Raw genomic sequence first — 16,513 nt, forward strand, 5'->3', positions numbered from 1 at the left:
TATTCTAATATAAAACACTATACTTTGGTGATTAACTTTTTCAAAATTTTTTCTATAAAAATTATCTTTCTGTTTATAATTTTGAGATAAATATCCAAAAAGGAGCTATTTTACTAGCTCCCTTTTATGATTATCTTATTTTAAGTTTGTTGTTTTCCCATGAATATCATACATAGGCTCTCTTTTTCCCATCCAGAAGTTACCTGTAAACTTACTTATCATAGGCATTACATAATAATCTAAACCAAATGTTCTTCCTGCACCTTGCATTAGAGCTATACTTCCAAATGTAAACCATAAGATTTCCCATCCTGCCATAGCTGATAATATAAAGTTAACAGTCATAAATGCTGATGCTGCACTTGCAAGGAATGTAAATAATCCAGCAATTAATGCAAGACCAATTGCAATTTCTGTAATTACAACTATTCTTTGGAACCATACTGCAATTTCTGGTGTTGGCATCATAAATTCCATCATGCTCTCATAAATACCTGGCATTTCTTTAAATATAGGAGCTGGCATATTTGTTGTAGCCTCTGCAGCCACGCTTGCTCCTGTAACTCCATCTTGAAGCCATGTAAATGGCATTTTAACATTTCCCATCTTCATCCAACTATCCCATCCAATAGTTAAGTTTGATGCTAATACTTCAAAATATTCAAATATTCCATCTGCCTGTCCAGCTTTTTCTAAAGCTTTCTTAAATGTTTCTTCACCTATAAGCTTTTTAAACCCTTCAAGGAACCAAAGTGCTCCTATATAAAGTCTTAAAGGTATTAGCCATAGTCTATTTCCTTTTGAAGCTAAATGTCCTCTTAAAATACATCTTCTCTCTTTCATAGCAAAGAATTCATGTTGAAGGTAATTATATACCGCATGTACATCATTAACTTGAACTAAATAAAACATATTGATAATATGCTTCATAACCATTGCAAAGAATCCTGAAAGTTTAAAGCCCATAAGATCTGCTACTGCATATCTTCCACCAATTGAAACCATAAATCCATGATAATTAGGTTTAAACTCCACTTTTTCTTTTTTCTCTATATCTGCAATTATATTTTTAGCCGCTGTTATTGCTGTTTGTTCTGCTGCCTCAACAATTTGTGGGTTTCCTTTACCCTCTTCAACTTCTATATATGCTATATCACCTACAACATAAACATTTTCCTTTCCGATTGCTTCCATATACTTGTTAGTAGCAAATCTTCCAGCTCTTGCTTTTTTAATTTCTAAAGACTCTAAATCTTTATTTGCTTGAATACCACAAGTCCATATTAGAGTTTCAGTTGGAATTACCTCTCCACTTTTAAGTTTTATATTTTCTTTTTTAACTTCTACTATTGGCGATTCTTTTAAAATTTCAACTTTATGCTTTATCATATACTTTTCAGCTTTATCAGCTTGTTTTCTATCAAGCATATTAAGTATTGTAGACATAGCCTCAACAACTAATATTCTAATTTCATTTACATCCACTCTATACTCTCTAGCAAGTGTTTCTTTCCACTCTAAAAGTTCTCCTGCCATTTCTATACCAGTAAATCCTGAACCTGCTACCACAAAAGTAAGCATTCTTTTTCTTATTTTTTCATTTCTTTCAAATGAAGCTTTCTTTACTCTATCTTTAATATGAGCTTTAATTTTTAAAGCATCCTCTAAAGACCATAATGTAAATGCATTTTCTTTTACCCCCGGAACGCCAAAAAATGCTGGCTCACTTCCAGTTCCAATTATTAAGTAATCATAACTAAAACTTCCATTGGTTGTTTTAACTATTTTTTTCTCACTATCAACATTCTCTATAAGGTCAACTACTACATCAACTTTTGTTCTGTGAAATATTCTTGATAACTCAATTTTAACAGACTCCTTTGGAACTCTTCCCCCAGCAACTTCATGAAGTTCTGTCATAAGAGTATGATAAGGATTTTTATCTATTAACGTAATAGTTACATCCTTATTCTTTTTATATTTTCTTGCAAGCTTTTTTGCTGCATGAACTCCAGCATAACCAGCTCCTAAAACAACTATATTTTTTGTCATATTTCCCCCTATTTATCCTATTATGTATTTCACTAATATTCTAGCTACATTAACAAAGCTTGTCTATCTACTATAAACTCCCAATTAATAGTTAGTATCTATCATTTCATATTTGTTATCGCCTATAATTAGCCATTCAAAAGAGGTTATGGTATCTTTTATGCACTTTTAGTTATTCAAATTATCTATGAACCATAACTTTTTTCAATAACTAACCTACACTTTTAATTTCATTTAAAAATATTCTGTCTTGATTACATTCTTTTAAAATAAGTTCTATTTCTTTAGAAAATTTAGTTATTTTTCTTTTTATTGATACATCTAAGCTTTTTTTATAAATTACAAACAAATCATATTTCAAATTATATTTTTCTATATTTAGCTCATAAAAATCCGAAGATTTTAACTCTTCTAAAACTGCAATTCTTGGCACTACCGCAGCTGTATTATCACCATCCAAATAATTTTTTACAGTTGACAACGAATTTGTTATAAATTTTACATTTCTTTCTTTTATATCATTAAGGCACTCTGTCCCATCATCTAATAATGCAACATTTAATTTTTTAATTGAACTTATACTAATTTTCTTTCTACTTATTAAAATAAATTCATCACTACCAATATTTTTTGATATAATATCAGAATCTTCTATTTTTTTTGTTCCAACTATTACATCTGTATTATTATTTATAATAGATGAATGCCAATCTTTATCTATCTGAGTGCTAAGCTTTAAATCTAAATCACCAAAGATATTAAACATCTTGCTTGAAATATTAGAAACTAAAAACTTACTTGATATGCTTGATATATTTATTCTTACATCATTTTTTAACTTTGTAGAAATTTCCATATCCTGAAAAAGTCTTTCATAACCTGATAAAATATTCTTTGCATGCTTATAAAGTATCTCTCCCTGTGCTGTTATCTCAACACCTCTATTACTTCTTTCAAATAAACTTGCACCAAGCTCTAATTCAAGCTTTGATAGCTGCTGACTAAGAGCTGGTTGTGATATATGTGACTTACTTGCTACTTTTGTTATACTTTTTAGTTCTGCTACCTGAACAAAATATTTTAAACTATCTATTTGCAATCTAGATTCCCCCTTAATTCATAACTTTAAAGTCTTCATTTAAAAGATTAAAACTATCTTTTATTCCTACACTTTTATAAATTTCTTTACTATTTGATACAAAAATTGCTTCTACACCATCAATACTTTCAATAAACTCTAGTCCCTCATCAATTCCCTTAGTAAAAACTAAAGTAGATAAAGAATCTGCATCTATTGATTTATCGGCTATTATAGTCACACCTGCAATTTCAGTTTCATAAGGATATCCTGTTTTAGGATCTAGCACATGGTGATATTTTGCATCTCCATCTTCTATATATCTCTCATATACACCTGTTGTAACTATTGATTTATCAGATAAAAGTATACTTCCTATTGCACTCCCTCTATCAGCAAAAGGATTTTGAACTCCTATTTTCCATTTTTGATTTTTAGCCTTTTCACCCATAACATAAATATTTCCCCCAAGGTCTATTACAGCTTTTTCTACCCCCTCATTTTCAAGTACTTCAACTACCTCATCAGCTGCATATCCTTTTGCAATACTTCCAAGGTCTAAAATCATTTCTTTCTCTTCAAGAAATACCTCCTCATCATTAATTTTCACTTTACTATAATCTATATTTTCTAAAACTTCCTTAATTTCGTTCTCTGTTGGAACTTTTGCCTCTGGAAGTCCTATACTCCAAAGTTTAACAAGTGGCCCAATGCTTATGTCATAACTTCCTTTAGATAAATTAGAATAATGAAGTCCTTTTTCAATTATCTCAATACTATCTTTACTAAGTTTTACAGGTCTTACCCCTGCATTTTTATTTAGCTCCCCAATCTCTGTTCCCTCTTTATTTATAGAAACTGTATCCTCAATTTCTTTTATTCTCTCAAATGCCTTGTTTATAGATTCTTCATTTTCATGATTATATAAAGTTATCTTTACAGATGTCCCCATAAATAACTCTGTTCTACTCATCGCTTCTACTTCATTATCTGAGCCCCCCTTAGAACATGCAGATAAAGTTAACCCCATTGTAATTATTAAAAAAAAGATGCTTTTTCTAAGCATAATTTCACCTCGCAAAACTCACTTTTTGTATTTTTTTGTCATTACCTGATTATACAGTACTTTTAATAAATTTATTTTAAATGCACTATTATTTAATTCTTTATTTACAGAGTGTCTATTTGTAAATAAAAAAAGCCATATTGATAATTCAATATGGCTCTATATCTATTTAATTTTTAAATTTTCAAATTCTTACTTAACTTCTACTAATTCTTTTTCTGTATTTCCTTCATTTGCATTAGTTATAGCTTCACTAATTAAAGTTTTAGCTTTAGCTGATGAACTTGTAGCACCACTAACCGCATCAAATTCAGCTGATTGCTTAGCCATAACAGCCTCTTCAATTGCAACTTCATACTTAGCTGGACTTGTTCCTGCTTTTTCTTGCATCATTTCATTATACCCAGCATCTTCTCTTTTATCACCTTTTTCTGTGAACTCATTGTATTTAACCTCTACAATCTTTCCACCTTCAAATTTAACACTTGCTCTAGCTTTTCCACCATTCTCATCAGCATCTTTAGTTTCAACTTCATATAACCCATTAGTGATAGCACCCTCAGTTGTCTCTGTAGATGTTCCTTCAGTTTTTGCTTCTTCATCTCCACCACATGCAGCAAATGTTAATGCAGCCATTGGTAATAATAACATAGCTAATATTTTCTTTTTCATAATTCTAGTCCCCCTATTTTTAATGAATTAAATTTCAAGTCAAATTTTGGACTTAAAATTCCTTATGTCTGATTATATAACCAATTAACTATTTTTAGTTAATAAGAAAATTTTATACTACATTCATTTTTCCTATTACTACTATTTTTCGTTCTCTTTTAAAATGATATTATACTTTATTAAGTAAATTTTAAAATAAGGTGGCTATACAAGTGAAAATTCTAAAAAAACTAGATATAGTAGTTATCCTTTTTCTTATTATAATATCTTTTACTCCACATATAATTTTAGCTAGGTCTTTAAATAAGGATTATGATACAAAATATGTGGAAATTAAAGTGGATAATAAAGAATATAAGTCTATTAATATATCTAATATAGCAAGTACACAAAAATTTGAAATTAAAACTGATAAATCACTTAATATAATACATATAGAAAAGGCTACAGTTAAAATTATACACGCTAACTGCAAAGACTCATTATGTGTAAAACAAAAATCTATTTCTAAAGTTGGACAAAGTATTATTTGCCTACCAAATAAAGTCGTAGTAGAAATTAAAGGAGATATGAATAATACTTCAGATGAAGATATTATTCTTTCACATTAAATATGCAAAATATAAAAAAACTAAAAGATACTAGAAAATTAGTCTATTTATCACTTTTAACATCACTTGCTTTAATATTATTTATCTTTGAATCAATGATTCCTATGCCAGTTATAACACCTGGTGCAAAACTTGGGCTTGCAAATCTTATAATAATGGTATCCATATACACCCTTGATTCATATAAAGATGCGCTAAAAGTCCTTTTACTTAGAATTTTTATTGTTTCATTATTTTTTGGAACACCATCCATGATTATATATAGCCTTAGTGGTGGCCTTTTAAGTTTTGGAATAATGATTTTTCTAAAGAAATTCTTTGGAAAACATCTTTCACTTATAGGAATAAGTGTAAGTGGTGCTGTCTTTCATAATATAGGACAACTCTTTGCAGCTTGTCTTATACTAGAAAATTTTGGAGTAATGCTATATTTACCAGTATTATCACTTGCAGGAATCGGAACAGGTGTATTTGTTGGTATTTCAGCTGATTTTATGATAAAACATCTTAACAAATTACTATATAAATAGTAATTTGTTTTCTTTATAAAAGTTGAAAAACACTTAGATATAAAAGAAAAAAGATGTAAAAAAAAGAAAGAAGGTGCTATATCATTGTGATATAGCACCTTCTTCACTATCATAAATTTATCTAACATTATTTAAAATTATCTTTGTTGTCTCACCAATATCTCTTATAAAATCTAAACTTTCAAGTCTCATACTATATATATCAAGCTCTCTTAACCCATGTAACTGCCCAAGTGATTTTGTATTTTCTATAATAACATTACGTAATTTTAATTTATGAAGTCTTTTAAGTTCTATAAATGCAACTACATCATTTAAATTTATATCCTCTAATGTTAACTCTAAAAGATATCTTATATACTTGAAATTTTCTATTTCTTCATCACTTAATGCATAACCTGATATTTCAAGTTCTCTTAAATCCTTTAAGTTTGAAAGGTATGAAAGACCTTCTATTTCTCTTGCTACAATTCTAAGTCTTCTTAAATTTTTCATGTATCTTACTATTTCAAGGGATATAGTATCAAGTGCTCCAAATAACCCTTTTGATAAACTTAATATTTTTACCCTCTCAAGGTTTGCAAGGGATATTTCACCATTTGATATTTTTGTTTTTTGGAATACTACAAGATTATTAAAGATTATCTCCCACTGCTTATCAATCTTTATCATAATTACTTCTCTCTTACCTGTAGAAAGCTCAACTCCATATACATAAGCATTTCCCTTATTCCATGACACAACACTTATATTTTCTATTTCTTTAACTTCTAATATGCCATTACTTAATTTATCTAAAACTAAATCTAAAAAATCATCAAAACTATCAGCAATTAAATATGCTTCATTCTTTTCTGTATTAATAACTATAACCTGTCCATACTGTCCATTTACATCTGGATTTAAATCAAGTGCTAAATACTTTCCCTGAAAATCTTCCGCAAAAGGAATCCACTCTTTTTTATATTCACCAACTTTGAGTATTCTCATATTATCATCTTTTATATTTATTTTTTTCTCTTTTATTTGTTCAATCTGACTATTTATGCTATCTATGTCCATCCACTTCATCCCAAGCATACTTCCATACATCTTACCTTCTGCTTCTCCATTATATAGAAGATATAAGTTTTTAAACTCTTTAGGTAAATTTGTTCCTGCAACCTCTTCTAAACCCTCTAACATTGCCTCTGTTGCTGGAATATTTAATAATTCATGTATACTCTCTATGTAATTACTTAATTCGTCGATAAATTTACATTTCCCTAAATTTTCTTTTACTTCCAAAATAAAATCCTCCACCTTTAAACATATTCTCTAATCAAACTACTTATTAACATAATTTTACCATATTTATGGCAATTGTAAAAATTATTTTATCATACAAAAAAAGACAAACTTTAACGTTTGTCTTTTTAAAATTACAATATTAGATTAAACTTCTGTCGTACCACTTACTTTGAGCATCATACATTGTCTTATATTGTCCATTAATGCTTAAAAGTTCTTCATGAGTACCTATTTGTAATATCTCTCCTTTGTCTAAAACAACCACTCTATCAGCTATTTTGACAGTTCCCATCCTATGAGTTACTATAATTGCTGTTTTGTCCTTTGAGAGTTCTTTAAATTTATTAAAAATCTTCCCTTCTTCGACAGGATCTATAGCTGCTGTTGGTTCATCAAGAACGATAAAATTATTAAATTTGTATAGACTTCTTGCAATAGCAACTCTCTGCCACTGTCCACCAGATAAATCAGTTCCTCCAAATTCCTTAGATAAAAGTGTATCAAGTCCATTTTCAAAACTTCTACTATTCACCTCAATATCTGTTTCATCAAGCACATCTAAAACTTTTTCATCTTTGCTATTATTAATATCACTAATTGTAATATTTTCTCTTAAATCAAATTTATATCTTTCAAATTTTTGGAATACTGCTGAAGTATTTTTAAATATAGATTCATTAGATATATTCTTCATATCATAACCATTAATTAAAACTTCTCCTTTTGTTGCTGGATATAACCCAATCAACACTCTCATAAGAGTGCTTTTCCCTGCTCCATTAGAACCAACAATTGCAATAGTTTCTTTTGCATCAATCTTTAAATTTATATCTTTAAGAATTAAAGTATCACTCTGTGGATATGAAAATGATATATTTTTAAGTTCTAAACTTGGAGCATTAGTAAACTCAATTTCTTTTCCACCCTTTTCAGGAATCTCTAAAAATCTAACAAGATTTTTAACACTTCCAAGTTCTTGTGCTAAGCCTCCTATTTGAGAACAAATAAGTTCTTCTGCCATTCCAAATATCATTTCAATTGATGTTAAAACTGCTGTAAATGCCCCTACTGTTATTTTTCCATCCATCAAACTTCTAAATAATAAATATAATGTTAGTCCATAACCTACAATGGTAAAAGACTTCATTAATATCTCTAATGTATTAGACTTTTTTTCTGCCTTCCATATCTTTTCATTTAAACTTTCTAATGAATTTTCATATCTTTTATTAAAATATTTAAATCCACCAAGTAGTCTTGTTTCTTTAAAAAACTCTCTATCTATAAGATATTTTTCATTATACTCAAATTCTCTTCTAAGAGGTGCACTCTCATCTTCAAGCTTTGCAAATATCTTAATCCTAATAACCTGATTTATAATAACTGGAATAAAGGCACATAATATTACTAAGCTTAAAATTGGATTAAGCTTATATAAATAAATGCTCATAAAAATAAAATAAGATAAATATCCTGTTAATATTAATATCCCTGTAAATACAAGATGAACTACACCATATGCACCATTATTAGCTTTATTTATATCATTTAACCTACTTGTATCCTCAAATTCTATAGTTTGAATTCTAGATACTTTTTTATTAACTATATTAGTAATGTAACCTGCTGCTTTACCTGAAAGTATTGTTGCCTGTGCATTTAAAACTGCATTTATCAAATGACCTACTAAAAGTGCTACTCCAAGCATTATTCCAAATAATACTGCTTTTTCTATACTGCTTTCTCCATTAACCAAGATACTTGCTTGATCAAAAAACTTCTCTGTAAAATACGTAATAGAAAACCATGATATGCTTATCAAAAAACCTACTACTATACAAATAATCATCCCTGATTTACTTGCTTTTACCATCATAGGTATCACTGTCTTAATTACTTTTAAAATCGAAATATCATTATCTTTTTTTAACATGCATACCACTCCTTTTGACTTTCATACATATTTGCATATACACCATCAAGTGATATAAGCTGCTCATGTGAACCTTCTTCTGCAAGCATCCCATCATTTATAACAAATATCTTATCACATATTTTAGTAGACCCAAGCCTATGACTTATAAATATAGTAGTTTTCCCCTTGCTTATATCCTCAAAACTTTCATATACTTTACTCTCACTTATAGGATCAAGTGCTGATGTAGGCTCATCAAGTATTCTAAGACTTGCATCACTAACCATAGCTCTTGCCATTGCAATTCTTTGCCACTGACCACCTGATAAATCAATAGAATCTTCCTTAACTTTTCCAAGTTCTGTTGCTATACCGTCATCAAGTGATGCAATAAAATCTTTTAAACCTATAATATCTATAGCATTTTCAATTTCTTCTAAATGAGTTGTATCTACTAATTTATTAATATTTCCAACCTCTATATTTTCCTTTATACTCATATAATACTTAGCAAAATCTTGATAAACTAGGGCTGTAAGTGATTTAATTTGTCCACTCGTATATTCTTTAATACTTTTATCATTAATTAAAATATCTCCTTCAAAATTACTATATAATCCTGTTATAAGCTTTGTAATAGTAGTTTTTCCACATCCATTAGCTCCAACTATAGAATAATGCTTTCCATTTTCAATTTTTAAGGATAAGTTTTTAAATATATAATTCTCACATCCATCATACTTAAATGATACATTCCTAAACTCTAAAGTTTTAAAATCTAAACTCTCTTCTCTTAAATCTAATGAACCCTTTTCTTCTTCAAGCCCTGCCATTTCTCTTAAATCTTTAAAATACTCCATATCAAAAGCAACATTTTTTATAAATGAAGATAATGTCCATGACATATCATTTATAAGTCCCATAGTTCCATTTCCAATAGCTACAAAATTCCCTATTGAAATTCCTCCACTTGCAAGAGGGAATAGAAAAACAATGATAGTTAATATAACAGCAATAGATGTAATAATACTTCCAAGCTTTGCTCTATAAATCCACTTTACATTAACATCTGCTTCCTTTTTCCTAACATGTTCATAAATACTTTGCCACTTATCACTTAAAGTATTTCCATACGAAAATAAATTTCTTTCATAAGCAGCTTCTCTACTTGTCAGTGTTGCTCCTATATAATCAGACTTTCTTCGCTCCTTCGCTACTTCTTTTTCAACCTCGTATGCCTTATTACCACTTTTTACTGATAAAATAAAGAATGGTACACATACCGCAAACATAATAATTACTGAAGTTATAGAATAAGTTAAAAGTACAACTAAAACTCCTGTAATCTTTAATATTAATGAAATTAAGTTAAGTAAATTAAGATAAGCATCTCTAAGTCTTATCTCTATATCTTTAGTAGTTCTCTCTATAAGATTCCAAGTGTCCTCTGACTCAATATAAGAATATTTAAGACTAGCCACCTTCCTTGTAATCTCTACCCTATAACCTTTTTTAATCTTTAGTGACATGCTTGTACTAGCAAATAAGATAACCTTTGCAAAAAGCCAATCAATTGCTACTACACTTACTAGCATAAAAATTGATAAATAAATTTTATCCACACCCATCTTGCCATTAAGTATTGCAACTGCCTTATTAACAAAATCAGTTACTAAAAACATTTGAATCATAGGTACAAATCCACTAAATAATCTTTGTACCAAAATAATAAATGCTTCAAATTTTGCATACCTAAAAGGTATTCCTATAACATCTTTAAAATATAACTTCATATACCCCTCCATATAAAACCTATATTTAACATATTAACCTTTTTTTGTAGAATAGAAGTGCATTTCATAAATTTTTTTTAATATTCAAATTTTTTTAAGAAAATATCCAATAAACCTGTATTTTATTCAAAAAAAATAGCTATACCATTATGATATAACTATTTTATATTCTTTCATTTACTTACTACATAAAGTACCTTTTTTTCTTTTAATAATATCTTCAAATATTTTTATTTTCCTTAAATTCACACTTGTCCAATATCCTAAAATATCTTTTTCTATAAACCCTCTTTTTTCATACATATGATAAGCAATTTTATTCTTCTTTATCACTACAATTTCTATCTTATCTATACCCCTACTTTTTATAAAAGATATAGCCGTTTCAAGAATTTCTTTCCCAAAACCAGCACCTCTGTAACCTTTGATAAGTCCAATATCAAAAGTTCCTTTACATGCATCAATTTCAATATTTATAAACCCTATAAAATTATTATTTTTCTTTACTAAAAAATAATAATTTTCATCTTTTTCATTATTTAAATATTCTTCTACATCCGCTCTAGAATGATACATTCCATGTGGCATATCACAAAAAGCACTATTAATTGTACTTAAATATATTTCTTTATTTTCTTCTACTAAAGGTATAAGTTCTAAATTTATCTCTCCCTGCACAAATTCATCTAACACCATACTTGTAGCATAATAATCATACTTATATCCAAGTATATCAAAAATCCCTAGAAGCCCTGTACTAAGACATAAATAAACTTCCTGTGCCCCATACTCTTTTGATATTCTAATTCCCGTCGCAATTAAATCTTTAACAGCAAGTGCCTTATTTAAATACCCCTCACAAACATCAATTTTATAAATATATGTAGTTTTAAGTTCTTTACATGATTCTAGAACTACCTGTGCTGTTCCTATAACTTTTCCATTTGAAAAATATATAAAACTACCTCTTCCATAATCATTTATCTTCTTTTTGAAAATATTATCTAGATCCTCTATACTTTTTCTTGTTGTTATTTTTCTAAAAATAAATCTCTTAACCCGCTCTTTTTCTGTATTATCTAAATCTAAATAGCCTTTTATCACAAAATTCTTCCCCCAATTTCTTATCTAAAATTTTCTAAATACTCAGATTTACTTTAACCCTTTAATCCCTTCTTCTAATATCTTCATTTGAAGTAAAGTTTGTTTATCAGTTATAGTTTTTTCTTTCTTTTCAATTATAGCTTTATATAAATCATCATAAACTCTTCCATAATCGCCATTTACAGATTTAACTTTCTCCTCATGTACAATTCCTTCTCTATCTATATAAGTTAATATTCCATAATGTTTTTCTTCATCAACACCAAAATCTTTATTACTCGGCATATAAAAATCTTTCAAGTTTTCTTCCTGTCTATCCTTAGTGTGCTTTACAAAGCATCCTTTCTTTCCATACACTACAAAGCTAGGTCTTTCTTTTATTCTAAAATAGCTAGATTTAACTGAAACTTTTAAAATTCCATAATATAAATCTAAATCAAAGTAATCATTCATTCTTCCATTACCTAAAAGCTGTCTTACATCATAATTAATTTTATCTGGCTCACCAAAATAACTTATAACCTGATCTAAAGTATGACAAGCGTGTCCATATAAATATGACTCACCTATACTAAATCTATTTATTCCCTCTGGAGTTTCTGGTCTATAGTAATCAAAATGCATTTCTATTTCTAATAAGTCACCAAGTTTCCCTTCCTCAATAACCTTTTGAACTGTTAAAAAATCACTGTCAAATCTTCTATTTTGATATGCTTGCACTATCAGATTTTTACTCTTTGCAATCTCAAAAATCTCTTTAGATTCCTCTAAAGTTTCCATAAAAGGCTTTTCTACTAAACAATGTTTTCCACTTTCTAAAACAAGTTTTGCATATTCAAAATGGCTATTTAACCCAGTACAAACTACAACCATATCAATCTGTGTATCACTAAGTAGCTCATTTATATCTGATGTATATTTGACATTGTCAATTCTATCCCAAACTTCATTTTTAGGATTTCTTTGATAAATCATTTTTATCTTTATATTCTCTCTCTCAAGCACAAATGGACTATGATATCTATTCGTACTCTTACCATTTCCTATGTAACCTATTGTAATCATATTATCACTCCTACTTTATATTCTTTCTTCTATTATATAACAAATTACAAACTTCTTAAATTTTTCTCTTAAATAATAACTTAATAATTTCTTAATCATTAAGAAGAAATTTATGGAATAATAATAACTATAGTATATATAAACTCAAAGGAGAGTATTTATGAGAAAAATAGTAATTATATCTAAAACTGTAACAGGTGCAAAACCAATACCTGTTGGAGATGAACTTGGAATTAACATACTTAATCCTTTCAAAAAAAGCTTTGCTAGACTCTTAAAGGATAAATTATCAAAAGAAATCAAAGAAAACAATCTGGATTATACCATTGAAATGGACCAAAGTTATGATGACCTAAAGGTCTTACTAGATAATGATGCTCACTTACTTTTAATTTCTCCACTTATAGCAAAATTTGTTGATGTAGATGATATAAACGAATTTGAATTTTATCAATTAACTGAAAATGAATACTACAATACAAATACAGAAAATGTTCTTGCTTACCTAAAAGCATTTTAATAAAGACGCCTCTTCTATAAATTTTAGAAGACGTTTCTTTCTCTATAAATTATTTGCTAAATCTCCTAATTTGTCTTTATATTAATCTTTTTTAAAAATATTTATTATGATCATCTAAGAAAAGAAAAAAAGTATGATACAAATAATAATATAAATATTGAAGATATTATTATTGACTTTAAAACCCCTGAATTTATCCTAAATGAAAATGAAGAAAACATCGTGCTTTATAAGGAAATTGACGCTTTAGATGAACCTGGTAAAAGTGTTTTAATACTTCACTTACTTCATGGTATCTCTCTTAAAAACATCTCAAAACTATATAAAAAAGGTGAAAGATGGGGGCGTGTAACTTTTTATCGAGCAAAGATTAAACTCAAAGAAAGGATTGTAAGTAATGAAAAATGATTGTGATATTATAAATGACCTATTACCAAATTATGTTGAAGATATTTGTAATGATACTACTAATGCATATATACAGGAACATCTATCTACCTGTACAAATTGTAATGCTATATATGAAGCTATGAAAATGCCTAACACCTTAGATATAACGCAAATAAGTGAAAAAAAGGCCTTTTCTAAAATAAAAAATAAACATAGAAACCAATTAATTAGTGGAATATTTATTTCTCTTATACTCTCACTATTACTTGGAACTACTCTAGTTTCTAACTTTACAAAATTTAGATTTAATGCTTATTTAAAATCACACTATCCACAATATAACCTAGAATTATCAAATTTTAGATATGAAGATTTGCAAACTTTAGGTTTCGGTACTGGTGGTTCCTATATAGCCGATGTTTATGCTAAAGATGAAGAAGCTAACCCTGACTTAAAATTTTCTATATCGACTCATGGCTTTTTATTAAAAATAACAGATAACTACCACTATCAAATTGAGCAAACTAAAATACCAACTAAAGACAGACTTCTTGATGCTTATATAAAAGATGTTAAATATACTCTAATTCATAAATTCCCCGAATTAAAATTAGACTATATCAATGCAACACTTGATTATAATCAACCAGATAACTTAACCCTTAATAATCCATATAATAAATCAATAGATAGTGAAATTCCAATTCAATTATCTATAGCTTTTTATAGCGATACTTATAATTCAAATGAATTATCCCAAACTATAGATTCTATTATCAAAATACTAAAAGAAAATGGTTTTAATCCTGAACTATACAATTTTGATATTTTAAATTCACAAAACGAATCTACTTTTATTGATAATATCTATCCAAACTATAAAACTACAAATGACTTAGAAAATATTATAAAGCAATACTTAAAATCATCTGATATAAAATAATTATAAATATAAGAAGCTATCTCAAAGTTTAATCATCTACAATATATTATTGTACAATGACTTAACTTTTGAGATAGCTTCTTACTTTTAAGCTTTATATTCTAAAATAAATCTTAGAACTCCACTATATTTAATTTAGAAAATTGTATTTTTCAAAAATACTTACTTATTAAACTCAGGTGTATTAAATGTAAATACATCATTAGAATCATATAGATAACTTAATTTGTTTATATAATATGCAATATTACTTGCATAGTCTATCTCTGTTGCATATTGATGCCACATGTTATCTACTGAACTATTTATATATCTAAGTTCATATGGTGTAGCTTGTTTTATCTGATTTCTTATATACTGTGTTGATAAGAATTTAGCTGCTCCATCTATAGCCTTAGGAATGCTTGTCCATCCATGATTATATGCATAACTTGTTGCTCCAACTGTTGGATCATTATCATATGCACCAATTCCAAATAAATTATAAACCTTAACTGGTTTATCTAATTTTTTCATTACATAAATTTTATTTCCATTTTTCCCATAAACTAATTTATTATCTTTATATTCTGGAACTAATGCCTCAGTTATAGTAATACCTTTTGCAAAATTACTACTTCCTTTACCTGTTTCAAGCATTGACTGAGATATAAAGTATAATGGATCTATATTATAAAGTTTTGCTGCATTTATAAAGTTTTGTGCTTGTCCACTAAGCATCCCTTTACCATTTAATTCTTTAGCAAGCCCTTGCTCATTTACATCTCTATAACTCGCTACATTTAAAAATTGGTATACAGATTTTGAATCATTTGGATTTATATGACTTTTAAGATTAGTAACTTGTTCTTTGCTTAAATTTTTCCCCATTGATGCCTTATACTCTTTAATTTCTCCTGCAACATACTTATCCATAGTCATGTTATAATGAACTTTAGTATATTTACTTGCTATAACCGTAACTTTTTCTATTATAGTTGTTGTTAACCCCTGTGGGCTTGTTGCTATAATCTTAACTATATACTGCCCAGGTGCATTAGTATTTACATTACCACTATAACTTATACTAGCCCCCTCATTTACTGTTGCATTTAACATTGAATTATTATACATAGCACCTTGATTTATAGTTTTAGAATTTGCGTCTATTATTGGTGCTGTAAGCACTCCTCCTATCATTACCCCTTGATTATTAAACTTATAAATTTTATTATCTATTGTTTGTAATCCCCTTACTTGTTGTCCATTATTTGCAAAGTAATAGTTTACTCCCCACTCATGAACCCATCCTGTTATCATTATGCCTTGGTCATTAAATTTATAAACATGATTATCTATTGTTTGCCATCCTGTTTGCATTATTCCATGATTATTAAAATTATAAACTTTATTACCTATTGTTTGTAATCCTCTTACTTGTTGTCCATTGTTTGCAAAGTAATAGTTTACTCCCCACTCATGAACCCATCCTGTTATCATTATGC

The 16,513-nt window shown here is 28.1% G+C and carries 15 protein-coding genes; 5 read left to right on the plus strand and 10 right to left on the minus strand.

From position 1 onward, the window contains the following. Nucleotides 1-135: 135 nt before the first annotated feature. The 4 genes from Q0V24_RS12390 to Q0V24_RS12405 all read right to left on the minus strand — a co-directional run bounded on the left by Q0V24_RS12390 (nt 136) and on the right by Q0V24_RS12405 (nt 4,868). Entirely contained in the window at nt 136-2,052 is a 1,917-nt protein-coding gene (locus Q0V24_RS12390) for an FAD-dependent oxidoreductase (RefSeq protein ID WP_297521948.1), read from the minus strand. A gap of 211 nt (nt 2,053-2,263) precedes the next feature. After that, nucleotides 2,264-3,151: a LysR family transcriptional regulator gene (locus Q0V24_RS12395; RefSeq protein WP_297521950.1), complete on the minus strand. Its 888-nt coding sequence runs from the start codon at nt 3,149-3,151 to the stop codon at nt 2,264-2,266. Nucleotides 3,152-3,164: 13 nt separating this feature from the next. Then, a complete protein-coding gene (locus tag Q0V24_RS12400; protein ID WP_297521952.1) occupies nt 3,165-4,160 on the minus strand; it encodes an FAD:protein FMN transferase in 996 nt (331 codons plus the stop codon). Between the two features lie 228 nt (nt 4,161-4,388). Further along, nucleotides 4,389-4,868, minus strand: coding sequence for an FMN-binding protein (locus tag Q0V24_RS12405; RefSeq protein ID WP_297521954.1), 480 nt, complete (start codon nt 4,866-4,868; stop codon nt 4,389-4,391). Nucleotides 4,869-5,080: 212 nt separating this feature from the next. On the opposite strand from Q0V24_RS12405, the gene Q0V24_RS12410 reads away from it, so the two are divergent. Both Q0V24_RS12410 and Q0V24_RS12415 read left to right on the plus strand, forming a co-directional pair. Then, nucleotides 5,081-5,479 carry a NusG domain II-containing protein gene (locus Q0V24_RS12410; RefSeq protein ID WP_297521956.1) on the plus strand — a complete coding sequence of 133 codons (399 nt, stop codon included), beginning with the start codon at nt 5,081-5,083 and terminating at the stop codon, nt 5,477-5,479. A 2-nt stretch (nt 5,480-5,481) separates the two neighbouring features. After that, nucleotides 5,482-6,009, plus strand: a complete 528-nt coding sequence (locus Q0V24_RS12415) for a Gx transporter family protein (RefSeq protein ID WP_297521958.1) — start codon at nt 5,482-5,484, stop codon at nt 6,007-6,009. 117 nt (nt 6,010-6,126) lie between these two features. Here the strand turns inward: Q0V24_RS12415 and Q0V24_RS12420 are convergent, their stop codons facing one another. The 5 genes from Q0V24_RS12420 to Q0V24_RS12440 all read right to left on the minus strand — a co-directional run bounded on the left by Q0V24_RS12420 (nt 6,127) and on the right by Q0V24_RS12440 (nt 13,176). Further along, nucleotides 6,127-7,296, minus strand: a complete 1,170-nt coding sequence (locus tag Q0V24_RS12420) for an SMI1/KNR4 family protein (protein WP_297521960.1) — start codon at nt 7,294-7,296, stop codon at nt 6,127-6,129. A 142-nt stretch (nt 7,297-7,438) separates the two neighbouring features. Continuing rightward, the gene (locus tag Q0V24_RS12425; RefSeq protein WP_297521962.1) at nt 7,439-9,232 is read right to left on the minus strand and encodes an ABC transporter ATP-binding protein; all 1,794 of its coding nucleotides are present in this window, start codon (nt 9,230-9,232) and stop codon (nt 7,439-7,441) included. Beyond that, nucleotides 9,226-11,007 carry an ABC transporter ATP-binding protein gene (locus Q0V24_RS12430; RefSeq protein WP_297521964.1) on the minus strand — a complete coding sequence of 594 codons (1,782 nt, stop codon included), beginning with the start codon at nt 11,005-11,007 and terminating at the stop codon, nt 9,226-9,228. Before Q0V24_RS12430 ends, Q0V24_RS12425 begins: the two co-directional genes overlap by 7 nt. A gap of 177 nt (nt 11,008-11,184) precedes the next feature. Further along, entirely contained in the window at nt 11,185-12,111 is a 927-nt protein-coding gene (locus tag Q0V24_RS12435) for a GNAT family N-acetyltransferase (protein WP_297521966.1), read from the minus strand. Nucleotides 12,112-12,159: 48 nt separating this feature from the next. Next, complete coding sequence (locus Q0V24_RS12440; RefSeq protein ID WP_297521968.1) at nt 12,160-13,176, minus strand: Gfo/Idh/MocA family oxidoreductase; 1,017 nt, start codon at nt 13,174-13,176, stop codon at nt 12,160-12,162. A gap of 160 nt (nt 13,177-13,336) precedes the next feature. On the opposite strand from Q0V24_RS12440, the gene Q0V24_RS12445 reads away from it, so the two are divergent. The 3 genes from Q0V24_RS12445 (at nt 13,337) to Q0V24_RS12450 (ending at nt 15,029) form a co-directional block, all read left to right on the plus strand. Beyond that, complete coding sequence (locus Q0V24_RS12445; RefSeq protein WP_297521970.1) at nt 13,337-13,696, plus strand: hypothetical protein; 360 nt, start codon at nt 13,337-13,339, stop codon at nt 13,694-13,696. 99 nt (nt 13,697-13,795) lie between these two features. Continuing rightward, nucleotides 13,796-14,104, plus strand: coding sequence for a hypothetical protein (locus Q0V24_RS17115; RefSeq protein ID WP_366938307.1), 309 nt, complete (start codon nt 13,796-13,798; stop codon nt 14,102-14,104). Next, nucleotides 14,094-15,029: a zf-HC2 domain-containing protein gene (locus tag Q0V24_RS12450; protein WP_297521972.1), complete on the plus strand. Its 936-nt coding sequence runs from the start codon at nt 14,094-14,096 to the stop codon at nt 15,027-15,029. The genes Q0V24_RS17115 and Q0V24_RS12450 overlap by 11 nt, the downstream gene beginning before the upstream one ends. A 162-nt stretch (nt 15,030-15,191) precedes the next feature. Here the strand turns inward: Q0V24_RS12450 and Q0V24_RS12455 are convergent. After that, on the minus strand, nt 15,192-16,513 hold a 1,322-nt coding region (locus tag Q0V24_RS12455; RefSeq protein WP_297521974.1), incomplete at its 5' end, for a glucosaminidase domain-containing protein.

The sequence above is a fragment of the uncultured Clostridium sp. genome (genome assembly GCF_947039605.1).
Classification (GTDB): domain Bacteria; phylum Bacillota; class Clostridia; order Clostridiales; family Clostridiaceae; genus Sarcina.

What these genes read in the sequence shown, in the direction of transcription:
- Q0V24_RS12390 (WP_297521948.1), bottom strand. Translation starts at nt 2,052, where the DNA reads ATGACAAAAAATATAGTTGTTTTAGGAGCTGGTTATGCTGGAGTTCAT.
- Q0V24_RS12400 (WP_297521952.1), bottom strand. Translation starts at nt 4,160, where the DNA reads ATGGGGTTAACTTTATCTGCATGTTCTAAGGGGGGCTCAGATAATGAA.
- Q0V24_RS12405 (WP_297521954.1), bottom strand. Translation starts at nt 4,868, where the DNA reads ATGAAAAAGAAAATATTAGCTATGTTATTATTACCAATGGCTGCATTA.
- Q0V24_RS12415 (WP_297521958.1), top strand. Translation starts at nt 5,482, where the DNA reads ATGCAAAATATAAAAAAACTAAAAGATACTAGAAAATTAGTCTATTTA.
- Q0V24_RS12425 (WP_297521962.1), bottom strand. Translation starts at nt 9,232, where the DNA reads ATGTTAAAAAAAGATAATGATATTTCGATTTTAAAAGTAATTAAGACA.
- Q0V24_RS12430 (WP_297521964.1), bottom strand. Translation starts at nt 11,007, where the DNA reads ATGAAGTTATATTTTAAAGATGTTATAGGAATACCTTTTAGGTATGCA.
- Q0V24_RS12440 (WP_297521968.1), bottom strand. Translation starts at nt 13,176, where the DNA reads ATGATTACAATAGGTTACATAGGAAATGGTAAGAGTACGAATAGATAT.
- Q0V24_RS12445 (WP_297521970.1), top strand. Translation starts at nt 13,337, where the DNA reads ATGAGAAAAATAGTAATTATATCTAAAACTGTAACAGGTGCAAAACCA.
- Q0V24_RS12450 (WP_297521972.1), top strand. Translation starts at nt 14,094, where the DNA reads ATGAAAAATGATTGTGATATTATAAATGACCTATTACCAAATTATGTT.